This window comes from Mesorhizobium sp. B2-5-3, assembly GCF_006441005.1.
GTDB lineage: Bacteria > Pseudomonadota > Alphaproteobacteria > Rhizobiales > Rhizobiaceae > Mesorhizobium.
Genome location: NZ_VFUS01000001.1, coordinates 205,340 through 217,711 on the forward strand (window position 1 = coordinate 205,340; position 12,372 = coordinate 217,711).

The 12,372-nt window shown below is 64.0% G+C and carries 16 protein-coding genes and 1 pseudogene; 11 read left to right on the top strand and 6 right to left on the bottom strand.

Going from position 1 to position 12,372, the window contains the following annotated elements; all coding sequences use genetic code 11:
* The first annotated feature begins 8 nt into the window (after positions 1 to 8).
* The 4 genes from FJ867_RS01065 (at position 9) to FJ867_RS01080 (ending at position 3,535) form a co-directional block, all read left to right on the top strand.
* Positions 9 to 695 carry a hemolysin III family protein gene (locus FJ867_RS01065; protein ID WP_140493526.1) on the top strand — a complete coding sequence of 229 codons (687 nt, stop codon included), beginning with the start codon at positions 9 to 11 and terminating at the stop codon, positions 693 to 695.
* A 105-nt stretch (positions 696 to 800) separates the two neighbouring features.
* Positions 801 to 1,826, top strand: coding sequence for a MotA/TolQ/ExbB proton channel family protein (locus FJ867_RS01070; RefSeq protein WP_140493167.1), 1,026 nt, complete (start codon positions 801 to 803; stop codon positions 1,824 to 1,826).
* A 1-nt stretch (position 1,827) separates the two neighbouring features.
* Positions 1,828 to 2,859, top strand: coding sequence for a peptidoglycan -binding protein (locus FJ867_RS01075; RefSeq protein ID WP_140493164.1), 1,032 nt, complete (start codon positions 1,828 to 1,830; stop codon positions 2,857 to 2,859).
* Between the two features lie 250 nt (positions 2,860 to 3,109).
* Positions 3,110 to 3,535, top strand: a complete 426-nt coding sequence (locus FJ867_RS01080; RefSeq protein ID WP_140493161.1) for a hypothetical protein — start codon at positions 3,110 to 3,112, stop codon at positions 3,533 to 3,535.
* Positions 3,536 to 3,612: 77 nt separating this feature from the next.
* On the opposite strand, the gene FJ867_RS01085 is transcribed toward FJ867_RS01080, so the two are convergent.
* The gene (locus FJ867_RS01085) at positions 3,613 to 3,966 is read right to left on the bottom strand and encodes a DUF1304 domain-containing protein (protein ID WP_140493158.1); all 354 of its coding nucleotides are present in this window, start codon (positions 3,964 to 3,966) and stop codon (positions 3,613 to 3,615) included.
* Between the two features lie 142 nt (positions 3,967 to 4,108).
* Here FJ867_RS01085 and FJ867_RS01090 point away from each other — a divergent pair, with 142 nt between their 5' ends.
* Positions 4,109 to 5,596: a carboxypeptidase M32 gene (locus FJ867_RS01090; RefSeq protein ID WP_140525040.1), complete on the top strand. Its 1,488-nt coding sequence runs from the start codon at positions 4,109 to 4,111 to the stop codon at positions 5,594 to 5,596.
* 18 nt (positions 5,597 to 5,614) lie between these two features.
* On the opposite strand, the gene FJ867_RS01095 is transcribed toward FJ867_RS01090, so the two are convergent.
* Entirely contained in the window at positions 5,615 to 7,414 is a 1,800-nt protein-coding gene (locus tag FJ867_RS01095; RefSeq protein ID WP_140493152.1) for an ABC transporter transmembrane domain-containing protein, read from the bottom strand.
* A 208-nt stretch (positions 7,415 to 7,622) separates the two neighbouring features.
* Between FJ867_RS01095 and rpmE the strand changes: the two genes are divergently transcribed.
* Positions 7,623 to 7,844: a 50S ribosomal protein L31 gene (rpmE, locus tag FJ867_RS01100; protein WP_006327661.1), complete on the top strand. Its 222-nt coding sequence runs from the start codon at positions 7,623 to 7,625 to the stop codon at positions 7,842 to 7,844.
* Between the two features lie 210 nt (positions 7,845 to 8,054).
* On the opposite strand, the gene FJ867_RS01105 is transcribed toward rpmE, so the two are convergent.
* Positions 8,055 to 8,690 (bottom strand): TetR/AcrR family transcriptional regulator, encoded by a 636-nt coding sequence (locus FJ867_RS01105; RefSeq protein ID WP_140517544.1) that lies wholly within the window; start codon positions 8,688 to 8,690, stop codon positions 8,055 to 8,057.
* A 221-nt stretch (positions 8,691 to 8,911) separates the two neighbouring features.
* Between FJ867_RS01105 and FJ867_RS01110 the strand changes: the two genes are divergently transcribed.
* A complete protein-coding gene (locus FJ867_RS01110; RefSeq protein WP_181167604.1) occupies positions 8,912 to 9,391 on the top strand; it encodes a DUF1772 domain-containing protein in 480 nt (159 codons plus the stop codon).
* Between the two features lie 63 nt (positions 9,392 to 9,454).
* On the top strand, positions 9,455 to 9,616 hold the full coding sequence (locus tag FJ867_RS28620; RefSeq protein ID WP_181168316.1) for a hypothetical protein: 162 nt from the start codon (positions 9,455 to 9,457) through the stop codon (positions 9,614 to 9,616).
* Positions 9,617 to 9,637: 21 nt separating this feature from the next.
* Here the strand turns inward: FJ867_RS28620 and FJ867_RS01115 are convergent, their stop codons facing one another.
* From FJ867_RS01115 to FJ867_RS01125, 3 genes are all read right to left on the bottom strand, one after another.
* Entirely contained in the window at positions 9,638 to 9,934 is a 297-nt protein-coding gene (locus FJ867_RS01115) for a SelT/SelW/SelH family protein (protein WP_140493146.1), read from the bottom strand.
* Positions 9,935 to 9,946: 12 nt separating this feature from the next.
* Positions 9,947 to 10,696: a YebC/PmpR family DNA-binding transcriptional regulator gene (locus tag FJ867_RS01120; RefSeq protein WP_140525039.1), complete on the bottom strand. Its 750-nt coding sequence runs from the start codon at positions 10,694 to 10,696 to the stop codon at positions 9,947 to 9,949.
* Positions 10,697 to 10,907: 211 nt separating this feature from the next.
* Positions 10,908 to 11,231 (bottom strand): helix-turn-helix domain-containing protein, encoded by a 324-nt coding sequence (locus FJ867_RS01125; RefSeq protein WP_140525038.1) that lies wholly within the window; start codon positions 11,229 to 11,231, stop codon positions 10,908 to 10,910.
* Between the two features lie 51 nt (positions 11,232 to 11,282).
* Here FJ867_RS01125 and FJ867_RS01130 point away from each other — a divergent pair, with 51 nt between their 5' ends.
* The 3 genes and pseudogenes from FJ867_RS01130 to FJ867_RS28935 all read left to right on the top strand — a co-directional run.
* On the top strand, positions 11,283 to 11,765 hold the full coding sequence (locus tag FJ867_RS01130; protein WP_140816292.1) for an SRPBCC domain-containing protein: 483 nt from the start codon (positions 11,283 to 11,285) through the stop codon (positions 11,763 to 11,765).
* Positions 11,766 to 11,782: 17 nt separating this feature from the next.
* Positions 11,783 to 12,172, top strand: coding sequence for a VOC family protein (locus FJ867_RS01135; RefSeq protein ID WP_224518932.1), 390 nt, complete (start codon positions 11,783 to 11,785; stop codon positions 12,170 to 12,172).
* Positions 12,173 to 12,183: 11 nt separating this feature from the next.
* A pseudogene (locus tag FJ867_RS28935) lies at positions 12,184 to 12,363 on the top strand (hypothetical protein); the annotation flags it as partial.
* Positions 12,364 to 12,372 lie beyond the last annotated feature (9 nt).

Consider the following 12,372-nt stretch of genomic DNA (forward strand, 5'->3'; position numbering starts at 1 on the left):
GGATGATGATGATCAAGACGCCGCCGCAGATCGAGATCCCCTTTGTCGGACGATGGCACTATTCGCGTGCCGAGATGATCGCCGACGGCATCGTCCATGCCGTCGGCATCGTGCTGGCGATCGCGGCCGGTTCGGCGCTGCTGGCGCTGGCCGCCTTTCGGGTCGGACCGGGCGAATACATCGCCGCCGCCTTCTATGTCGTGTCGCTGCTCACCGTGCTCTCGGTGTCGCTGACCTACAATCTATGGCCGGTGACTTCGCCGGTGAAATGGATTTTGCGGCGTTTCGACCACGCTGCGATCTATCTGCTCATCGCCGCCACCTACACGCCCTTTCTCGCGCAGCTCGACGGCTCGGCGCTGGCCGGCTGGATGATCGTCCTGGTCTGGACCGCGGCCATTATCGGCATCGCCATAAAGGTGTTTTTCCCCGGCCGCTTCGACCGGCTGGCGATCGTCTTCTATCTCGCCATCGGCTGGAGCGGCATCGTCCTGGTCGAGCCGCTCGTCGCTACCTTGCCGACGACGGCGATCGTGCTCATCGTCGCCGGCGGCGTCGTCTATTCCTGCGGCGTGATCTTCTTCGCCTGGAAGGGGCTGCGCTTCCACAACGCGCTGTGGCATGGTTTCGTGGTCACCGGCGCAGGCCTGCATCTGGCGGCGATGGTCGATTGCCTGGTCATCAACCGTCTCTGAAACTGCTGGCGGCAATATTGCCAAGCACCATTCAATTTGGTCACAATTCCGTTTAGAGTCGCCGACGACGTGATCGGCGGCAGCGGCATCGGAAACGGGGCACGGATGGCTTTTCTCAGATCCTTCGGCATGGGCAGGCGCTCCGACGTGCTGATCTACGACCCACACAAATTGTCGAGCCCGCAGGTCTTTCTCCTGACCATGGTCATCTTCCTGGCCATCGTCGCCTTCATCGCAGCGATCCTGACACGGCAGATCTCGACCGCCTTCGTCACCAATCCGGGGCTCAACGGCCTGATCATCGGCGTGCTTGCCGTCGGCATCCTTTTGGCCTTCGTCCAGGTCGGGCGGCTGTTTCGCGAAGTGCGCTGGGTCAACTCCTTCCGCGCCGGTTCCGAGATCACCGAACCGGTGCTGCTGGCGCCGATGAAGGCGATGATCGGCCGCTCGTCGAGCATGGCGTTTTCGACCAGCTCGATGCGCACCATGCTCGACTCCATCGCCACGCGGCTCGATGAAAGCCGCGACACCTCGCGCTACCTCGTCGGCCTCCTGGTGTTCCTTGGCCTGCTCGGCACCTTCTGGGGCCTGCTGAACACGATCGGCTCCATCCGCGAGACCATCGAGTCGCTCGATCCCGGCACCGGCGATGCCGCCGCTGTGCTGGATTCGCTGAAGCAAGGGCTGTCGGCGCCGCTCGCCGGCATGGGCACGGCCTTCTCGTCCTCGCTGTTCGGCCTGTCCGGCTCGCTCGTTCTCGGTTTCCTCGACCTGCAGGCCGGCCGCGCGCAGACGCGCTTCTACACCGAACTGGAGAACTGGCTGTCCTCGGTCACCGACCTGTCGTCCGACATCGTCGTCTCCGACGCGGTCCGGACCGAGCCTTCCGATGAAATCCGCCTGCTGTCGGAGCGGCTGCGCAGCATGCAGGAGAATGGCGGCGGCTCCAATCCGCGCGTCGCCACCGCCATGGCCAATCTCGCCGACGGCATTTCCGGCCTGGTCAAGAACATGCGCTCCGAGCAGCAGATCATGCGCGACTGGGTCGAAGCACAGTCGGATGAACAAAAGGCGATGCGCAACACGCTGGAAAAGATCGCCGACGCCCTGAAGAAGACCGGGGTGCACTAGCATGGCGCTCGCCAGGAGCCGGCGCGCCGACCGCCGCATCGACTATTGGCCGGGCTTCGTCGACGCGTTGTCGACGCTGCTTCTGGCCATCATGTTCCTGCTCACCGTCTTCGTGCTGGCGCAGTTCCTGCTCGGCCGCGAAATCTCCGGCAAGGACGCCGTGCTGTCGCGTCTCAATTCGCAGATCAACGAACTGACGCAGCTTCTGGCGCTGGAGCGTTCCACGACACAGGACAAGGAGGATTCGCTCGCCAATCTGCAGGCATCGCTGTCGGCGGCCGAAGCGGAGAAGAGCCGGCTCCAGCAGCTGCTGGCGCAAGGTGCGGGCGCCGGTGATGCGGCCAACCAGCGCGCGGCGGCGCTGACGGGCGAGCTCGACAGCCAGCGCCAGATCAGCCAGCAGGCGCTGAGCCAGGTCGAGATCCTCAATCAGCAGATCGCGGCCTTGCGCAAGCAGATCGGCGCGCTCGAGGACGCGCTCAACGTCTCCGAGGCCCGCGACCGGGATTCCAACACCAAGATCGCCGACCTTGGCCGCCGCCTCAACGTGGCGCTGGCGCAGCGCGTGCAGGAACTCAACCGCTACCGCTCCGACTTCTTCGGCCGCCTGCGCGAAATCCTCGCCGACCGCGAGAACATCCGCATAGTCGGCGACCGCTTCGTCTTCCAGTCGGAAGTGTTGTTTCCGACCGGCTCGGAGGTGATCAACGATGCCGGCAAGGTCGAGATGAAGAAACTTGCCGACGCCATCATCGAGTTGCAGAAGGAGATTCCCCCGGAGATCAACTGGGTGCTGCGCGTCGACGGCCATACCGACAACAAGCCGCTGTCCGGCACCGGTCGGTATCGCGACAATTGGGAGCTGTCGACGGCGCGCTCCACTTCCGTGGTGAAGTTCCTGATCGAGAACGGCGTGCCGGCCAACCGGCTGGTCGCCGCCGGCTTCGGCGAGTTCCAGCCGCTCGATCCCGCCGACACCGAAGAGGCGCGCAACAAGAACCGCCGGATCGAACTGAAGCTCACCGAACGGTGATCCATCATCACGCGATCTCACGCGAATTTGTTCGCCGGCTCAACTCTAGGGCGCAGTTGTGCACCGGCAAGGCCTGAAAAGATTATCTTTTTTTAATTACACTTCGCCGCAAAGCGCTCCTAGCGTGCTGCGCAGGGCCGAGAACCGCCGGCGATGCCTCCCATCGCGACGCGACGGAACTGGACGGCCCGCATCGTCCGGAAGCGGAACGGCAGAGCCGTTCTTTTCCGCAGCAAAAGGAGGCGCCGTCATGCGCTCTTCAGCATCTCTCAAGACTGCAACCCTTGCCGCGATTCTTGTCGCCGCCCCGCTTGCCGGCGCCTACGCCGCGGGTCACCACAAGGGCGCGCTCGACGCGACCGACCCAACCGACATGACCGGCCCGCGTGTCGAGGCTCTCATTGAACAGGTTCAAGGCGTGCATCAGGGCATAATCACCGCCAGACAGGCCAACAACATCACCCCGGCCGCGGCGGAGCGCCTGGAGATGCGCACCGCTCGCATAGGTCAGGCGGCGGAGAAGATAGCCTCGTCGGATCACGGCAGGATACCGGCCGCACAATATCATGACCTGCTGCGCCGTCTCGACAATGTCGACCAGCGGCTGAGGGTCGACATCGGTAGCGGTTTCCTGATGGGCGACGGCGCCGACGGCGGGAACTATCCGAACGGCTGAGGCCATTCTGATCGCGGCCCAAAAGGAAGGGACCACCTGGCGTCTACGGGACCCAATCCCGCAGGCGCCTCTTTTCCTCACCAGCCGAGCCAGACCGCTACCAAGGCAGCCGCTGCCGGCGCGGCCTGCACGAACAGGATCTTGCGACCGACCGTTGCCGCCCCGTAGAGCCCGGCAACGGCCACGCAGAGCAGGAAGAAAACCTTGACCTGGAAACCGGCCGTGCCGAGGTAGAGGGCCCAGATCAGGCCGGCGGCGAGAAAGCCGTTATAGAGACCCTGATTGGCGGCAAGCACCTTCGAGGCGCTGGCGAATTCCGGCGTCAGCCGGAATGCCTTGTGCCCGCGCGGCGTATCCCAGAGCACCATCTCCAGATAGACGATATAGACATGGATCAAAGCCACCAGCCCGACCAGGATGTTGCCGATCATCGTATTCCCTCGTGATGTATCGTCGGGCAGCATTTCACGCGTCGGCTCGCCAGCGCAAGGCGCATCTGCCGGACGGCGCGTGAGGGTTGCAAACGCGCCGGCGTTGGTATCTTTTTCGCCCTTCCCAATCACGGAAGCCGCCATGTCCTTTCAAAAACTCGATGACCTCGGCCACAAGCTCGAAGCCCTGGAGCACGCGCTGGCCATCCTCGGCGCCGATGAAGCGACCCACATGGCCGTCGGTGGCGGCGAGAAGCGCGCCGAGGCCATGGCGGCACTTGCCGGCATGTACCACACCAGGGCGACCGCGCCGGAAATAGCGGACTGGATCGCCGCCGCCGAAGGCGAGGCGCTTGACGATGAACAGCGGGCGGCGCTGGCCGAACTGCGGCGGCAATACACCAACCTGACCTGCCTGCCGGTCGAATTCGTCGAACGCCAGACGACCGCCCGCATGCGCTGCGAGCAGCTGTGGCGCGACCTGCGGGCCAAGAACGACTGGGCGGGCTTCCTGCCGGCGCTTGAAGGCGTGGTGGCGCTGGTGCGCGAAGAGGCGGCCCTGCGCGCCGACATCCTCGGCCTCGCCCCCTACGACGCGCTGATGGAGCAATACGACCCCGGCAACCGCACCGCCGACATCACCCCGGTGTTCGCCGACTTGAAGGCTTTCCTCAAGGGGTTCGTGCCGGAAGCGCTGGCGGCGCAGGAAGCGCGGCTGCGCAAGCATCCGCTGAAGCCGCTTGCGGGCAGCTACGCGATCGACAGGCAGCGTGAACTCGGCCTTGCCATGATGGCGGCGGTCGGCTTCGACCTGACGCACGGCTCGCTGTCGGTGTCGCACCATCCGTTCTGTGGCGGTGTGCCGAGCGACGTGCGCATCACCACCCGCTACAAGACTTCCGATTTCTTGTCGGCGCTGATGGGCGTGCTGCACGAGACCGGCCACGCACTCTACGAGCAGAACCTGCCGAAGGCCTGGTCGCACTGGCCGCTCGGCAAGGCGCGCGGCATGGCCGTGCATGAAAGCCAGAGTCTGTTCGTTGAAAAGCAGATCGGGCGCAATCCCGCCTTCTGGCGTTGGGCATTGCCGGTCGTGGAAAAGCATCTCGGCGAAATCTGGTCGCTCGACGACATCCTGCCGCATGTCCACCATGTCGAGCGCGGCCTGATCCGTGTCGATGCCGACGAGGTGACGTATCCGCTGCATGTCATCCTGCGCTATGAACTGGAGCAGGAGCTCGTCTCCGGCAGGCTCGAGGTGGCCGAACTGCCCGAGGCCTGGGACGCCAGGATGCGCGACTATCTCGGCCTCTCAACCATCGACAACCCCGCGGACGGGCCGATGCAGGACGTGCATTGGCCTGCTGCCGCCTTTGGCTACTTTCCCTCCTACACGCTGGGCGCGATAATGGCGGCGCAGCAATGGGCGGCGCTGACGCGGGAGCATCCGTCGGCCGATGACGATCTTGCCATGGGGAATTTCGGTGCCATCAACGATTGGCGCCGCAAGAACATATGGTCGCACGGATCGCGCTGGTCGACGCCCGACCTGCTCGAACGCGCCACCGGTGAAAAGCTCAATGCCGTCTATTTCACCGACCACCTGCGCAAACGGTATGGAGCCGCGTGAGCACGCCCAGCGTCGCCGCTACTCAGCCGCGCCCCTGAAGGCGCTGGCGCCGGTCTCGAACTGCAGCTTGGCCAGCCGGGCATAGATGCCGCCCTTGGTCACCAGGCTCTGATGCGTGCCTTCCTCGACGATGCGGCCGCCATCCATCACCAGGATGCGGTCGGCCTTCAGCACCGTCGCCAGGCGGTGCGCGATGACGATCGTGGTGCGGCCCCGCATCAGCCGCTCCAGCGCCATTTGCACCAGCGTCTCGCTTTCGGCGTCGAGTGCCGAGGTCGCCTCGTCGAGCAACAGAATCGGCGCGTCGCGCAGGATGGCGCGGGCGATCGCCACCCGCTGGCGTTGCCCGCCCGACAGCGTCACGCCGCGCTCGCCGACCTGGCTGTCATAGCCCTTCTCGAGCTTGAGGATGAATTCGTCGGCCAGCGCGTCCTTTGCCGCCGCTTCGATCTCTGACTCGCTGGCGCCCGGCCGGCCGAAGCCGATATTGTCGCGCGCGCTGGCCGCGAAGATGGTGACGTCCTGCGGCACGATGGCGATGCGCTGCCGTATCGAAAGGGGGTCGGCTTCGCGGATGTCGACGCCGTCGATCAGGATCCTGCCGGTCTCCGGATCGTAGAAGCGCAGGATCAGCGAGAACACCGTGCTCTTGCCCGCTCCCGAGGGACCGACGATCGCCACCGTCTCGCCAGGCTTGACCGAGAAGCTCAGGCCGTGGACGGCGGCGCGGTCGGGCCGGGCCGGGTAGGAAAAGGACACGGCCTCGAAGCTGATCGCTCCCTTGCTCGCCACCGGCAGCGGCCTGGGATTGGCAGGCGCCACGATCGCCGGCTCCTCGGCGAGGATTTCGGTCAGCCGTTCGGCGGCACCTGCTGCCTGGGCCAATTCGCCCCAGACCTCCGATAGCGCGCCGAGCGCACCGGCGGCGAATACCGAATAGAGCAGGAACTGGCCTAGCGTGCCCGGCGACAGATTGCCGTCGAGCACGTCGCGCGAGCCGAACCACAGCACCGCCACGACCGAGGAGAAAATCGTGAAGATGGCGAAGAAGGTGAGGAACGAGCGCGCGAAGATCGAGGCGCGCGCGGCCTCGAAGGCGGCCTCGACGGCACCCGAAAAACGCCCGGTGACCAGCGTCTCATTGGTGAAGGCCTGCAATGTGCGCACCGCGCCGATCTGCTCGCTGGCATAGGCGGTGGCATCGGCCAGCGTGTCCTGCGCCTGCCTTGACTTGCGCCGCACCGAGCGGCCGAAGGCGACCAGCGGCAGCACGATGATTGGAATGGCTGCGATGACCAGCCCGGACAGTTTCGGGCTGGTGAAAACCATCATCGCGACCGCGCCGAGGCCAAGGATGACATTGCGCAGCGCCACCGAAGCGGTCGCCCCGACCGCCGATTTGACCTGCGTGGTATCGGCGGCGAGCCGCGACACGATCTCGCCCGACTGGGCAGTGTCGAAGAAGGCCGGCGACAGTTTCGTCACATGGGCAAAGACATCGCGCCTGATATCGGCGACGACGCGCTCGCCGAGCGTGATGACGAAATAGTAGCGGCCCGCCGATGCCGCCGCCAGCAGCGCGGCCATCGCCACCAGCGCGGCGAAATATTCGGCGATGAAGGAGGAACCGGACGGCGTGAAACCATGATCGATCATGCGCCGTACCGCCAGCGGCAGCGCCAGCGTCGTCACCGCCGCGACGATCAGCGAGATGACGGCGCCCGCCACCAATGTGCGGTAGCGGCCGATGTAGGGAAACAGGCGCCTGAGCGGCTTGAGCGAGCGCCGGCGCTCGTCTGCGCTGCTGGTTTGCGCCATCCTGGTCTTTCCTCTTGGCCGCCTTCAGCTATGCGCCTCAATATGCGCTTGCCGCGGCCTTGTGATTCAATTCCGGCTGATGTATAGGCTCGCCGACCGTTTTAGAAGCCGTGGCTCCTCAATAGCTGCGGCTTCGAGTTTTAAAAAGGGGCGCATCGACGCAGGCTTTCAGCCCGTCAGCCGCGCCCGGCAAACCAGGAACCGAGCCATGAAGACCGATATCCATCCCGACTACCACACCATCAAGGTCGTCATGACCGACGGCACCGAGTACATGACCCGTTCGACCTGGGGCAAGGAAGGCGATACGATGAACCTCGACATCGACCCGACCACGCACCCGGCCTGGACCGGCGGCCAGCAGACCCTGCTCGACCGCGGCGGCCGCCTGTCGAAGTTCAAGAAGCGCTTCGAAGGTTTCGGCCTCTAGGCCTCATCAGCTTTTCGCAGACCAGAGAACCCGCCCCCGTGGCGGGTTTTTTGTTGGCCAATGCACGTCCCTTCACGCTGGCGCTTGCCCCCACCTCCGCCTTGTCGGTCCCGTGTGGGAGGTCGGACCGAAGGTCGGGGTGGGGGTCGGCGCTGCCCCACCCCGCTGCTTCGCAGCGACCCTCCCCACGAGGGGGCGGGTGAGAGCATCCTATTCCGCAAGCAATTCCCTGAGCGCCATGCGCTTGTAGGCGGCGACCAGCCTGTCGCCCTCCTTCCGCTCGACCGAGATCGCCAGCCGCATGGCGGCCTCGCCCATCTGCCAAACGAGAAACGCCGTCGTCTCCAGCGCGACGGCATCGGCATCGGGCCGCAGGCGTTTGAGCGTCGCAGTGAGAAATTCGGCGTTCGCACGGCTGTCGGCGAGCTCCAGTTCGCGCAGCGCTTTGTCGGCCTGCGTGCCCGACCAGATATCGCGCATCACCGGCTCCGCCAGGAACAGGTGGTAATAAATGTCCACCAATTCCGAGAACGCCCGCCGAAGGCCCTCGGCGTCGCCGACGTCCTTGAGCGTGGCTGAAATGCAGGCCTGGCTTTCGGCGGTGTAGCGCTCGGCCAGCGCCCAGACGATCGCCCGCTTGTCGGGGAAGAACTGGTAGAGCGAGCCGATCGACACCCCAGCCCGCTCCGCCACCTCGCCCATGCGCATGGCATCGCTGCCTTGCTCCGCAATCAGCGCCGAGGCGGCGGCGAGCATGCGCTCGACCCGTTCACGGCTGCGCTGCTGGCTCGGCGCGCGGCGTGGCGTGGCGACCTGTTCCGGTGGGGACGTGGCGGTTTTTTCCATGGCTCTTCAACAGATGCCGGGCGGCAATGCCACCCAGAAATGACTTGACTCGCAAAATACGAGGGTTTATCACGTTTTGCAAATATGAGGATTTCTCATGTTTTGAAAGAAGCAGACGGGATAGTTGATTTGAAGGCGTCGAACAGGTGCCCGGCCACCCCCCAAAACTTTTCTGCCCATTGCGACTGAAACCGCCGCAACCGGCATCTGGAGCAACTGACATGATCCCGAAATTACTTCCCACCCTCATCTTCATCGCCGCTATCGGCTCGGGCGTTGTTGGCGGCGTGTTCTTCGCCTTTTCCAACTTCGTCATGCCGGCAATGGCTCGCCTGCCTGCCGCGGGCGGTATCGCCGCCATGAACTCGATCAACATCACCGTCATCACGCCGATGTTCATGACCGCCTTGTTCGGCACCGGCCTGATCTGCCTTGTCTTGATCGCCGGCGCCATCATCGGCTGGCAGCAGCCAGGCTCCTTCTGGCTGCTGGCCGGCGCAGTCATCTATCTCGTCGGCAACCCGATCGTGACGATGGTTTTCAACGTGCCGCTCAACGACGCGCTGGCCGCCATCGATCCGGCGAGCAGCAACGGCGCTGCTGTATGGACCACCTATCTCAGGGACTGGGTGATGTGGAACCACGTGCGCGCGATCACCGCCATCACCGCGCTGGCATCCTTCTGGTTCGCCGCGCGTTGACATGTCTCGGTCCGCCGCGTTCGGCATCGCGGCAACCGAGGCGTGTTTGTCGGGAGAAGCGCCGTGAACGACCCGCATTCCACCATGGCCTTGGGCATTGCCGCGGGGATCGGCCTCGGCGCTGTCTGTGGCGCAGCGATGGATGACCCTGCCGTCGGCATCGGCATGGGCATAGCAATCGGCGCGGGGATCGGCGCGATTTTCGGGCAGAGGCGAGGAAAATGACGTCCGGCTTCTGCGGAAGTCTCAGCTCTTCGCCTTGCGGTCGGAATGACCGAGATCGCGGTCCGGGTCGATGACGTCGCGCACCAGTTGCTTGAGTTTTGCCGCATCCGGAAAGCCGCCGTCGCGCTTGCGGTCCCAGACCAGCACCTCGTTGCACGATATGGTGAAGACGCCGCCGGTGCCGGGCACCAGCGTCACCTCGCCCAGATCGGTGCCGAATGTCGATAGCAGTTCCTGCGCCATCCAGCCGGCACGCAGCAGCCACTGGCACTGCGTGCAATAGGTGATGCGGATGGTGGGCAGCGGTTTTTCGATCATGTCAGGCTTTGCTCACGCAGCGCTGAGCTTGGCCATGGTCTCCTCGTCGACCTCGAAATTGGCGTAGACGCTTTGAACGTCATCGTCGTCCTCGAGCGTGGCGACCAGCTTCATCAGCGACTGGGCGCGTTCTTCATCGACCGGAATATTGTTCTGCGGTTTCCAGATCGGCTTCACCGATTCCGCCTCGCCGAGAGAGGCTTCGAGTGCCTTCGACACCTCGCCGAGGTTTTCGAAGGCGCAATAGATGGTGTGGCCTTCCTCATCCGACTCCACGTCATCGGCGCCGGCTTCGATTGCCGCGTCCATGACCTTGTCGGCGCTGCCGGCCGATGCTGGATAATAGATCTCGCCGACCCGATCCCACATGAACGACACCGAGCCGGTTTCGCCCATCGCCCCACCGGCCTTGGTGAAGGCGGCGCGCACATTCGAAGCCGAGCGGTTGCGATTGTCGGTCAGCGCCTCGACGATTACGGCGACGCCGCCGGGACCGTAGCCCTCGTAACGCACGGCTTCGTAATTTTCGGCGTCGCCCATCGACGCCTTGTTGATGGCGCGCTGGATGTTGTCCTTCGGCATCGACACCGCCTTGGCGTTCTGCACGGCAAGGCGCAGGCGCGGATTCATCGACGGATCGGGGGTCCCGCTCTTGGCCGCGACGGTGATTTCGCGCGCCAGCTTGGAAAACATTTTCGACCGCACCGCGTCCTGACGGCCCTTGCGGTGCATGATGTTCTTGAACTGTGAATGGCCAGCCATGGCACCCCTGTCGTGTTCGGCTAGAGCATCGCGCGGCGAGATGCATGACCCGCCTTCCGCAATGCTCGAATTCAAAATGTCAGAACGTCCCTGCTGCGTCCGAATGGACGTATGGCGCTCTTTGTCGGAATGGCCGGCTTATAGATAAATCGGCTCAATTCGTCCAGCCGCGCCGCGCTTTGCCACGCACGGCAAAAGCCGTGACGGCTGTTCACCCCTCCAGATCCGACTTCAGCCGGTCGATGATACTAAGCGCATGGCCGGCGTACTGGCTGATCCAGCGGTCGTGTATCTGCTTGATCGGCAGCGCATTGAGATTGTTCCAGCGCTCGCGCCCCTCGCGCCGCGCCACGATGAGATCGGCCTCTTCCAGCACTTTGAGATGCAGCATGACGGTGCAGCGGTCGATGTCGGAAAACGCCTCGCACAGCATGCCGGTCGTCTTTGGCGCGTCCTTCAGCAGATCCAGCATCTCGCGCCGGCGCGGATGCGCCAGCGCCTTGAAAACATTGTCGTCTTGCGATCGGCTTGACATGTTATTTTTTTATAACATAAGCTCCTATCAATCAAGGAAGGAACTGTGGATATGTCTCTTGGTTTCAGGGTTTCAGGACGCATCGGCAAACCGGTCGCCGACGTCTTCGACGCGGTCGTCAATCCGAAGAAGCTCAGCTCCTATTTCACCACCATCGGCGGTGCCAGCGCGCCCTTGGTGCCGGGCGCCAATGTCGTGTGGTGGGGCAAGGTGCCGGTCGAAGTAGACGAAATCGTCAGGGACAGCCGCATCGTGCTGCGCTGGGATGCCACCGACGAAGAGGGAAAGCCGGCCTACAAGACCCGCATCGAGATGAATTTCGAGCCGCTCGACGACGGCGGCACCTTCGTCACCATCGCCGAGGCCGGCTGGCACGAGGACGCGGTCGGCCTGAAGAAGTCCTATCTCAATTGCGAGGGCTGGTCGCAGATGCTGGCCTGCATGAAGGCCTATGTCGAACACGGCATCAATTTGCGCGACGGCTACTACCGCAGCGAGATGAAGGGCGAGCCTGCCAACGAGACCAACATTTGAGCGAAGGGAGGCCTGCCGTGAAAGTAACCCCGTTCCTGATGTTCGAAGGCAAGGCCGAGCAAGCCATGGCCTTCTATTGTGAGACCATTCCGGATAGCCGCGTCCTCGACCTCACGCGCTACGGTGCAGGCGAGGACGGACCCGAAGGGGCAGTCAAGCTGGCTCGCGCATCCATCGGCGGCACGGAGGTCATGATCTTCAACAGCCCTGTGCACCACGCCTTCACCTTCACGCCGTCGGTCTCGCTCTTCGTCGACTGTTCCACCGAAGAAGAGCTGGAGCGCATCGTCGAGGCCTTGTCCAAAGACGGCACGTTTCTGATGCCGACCGGCAATTACGGTTTCAGCCGCCGTTTCGCCTGGCTGAACGACAGGTTCGGCGTTTCCTGGCAGATCAATCTGCCATAGCAGGACCGGGCCAAGCCGAGATCTGGCTGGGACTGTTCACCGGGGATTTCCCGGGCGCCGCCGATCATCTCGCCAAGGTCGGCGTCGAGCGATGCGACGCCATCGAGCCGCTGGGAGAAGGCTTCCGCGGTTTCTGGATCACCAGCCCCGCCAACATCGTTCACATGGTGCGGGAGCCCGACGCCTGGTGAAGGCGTATT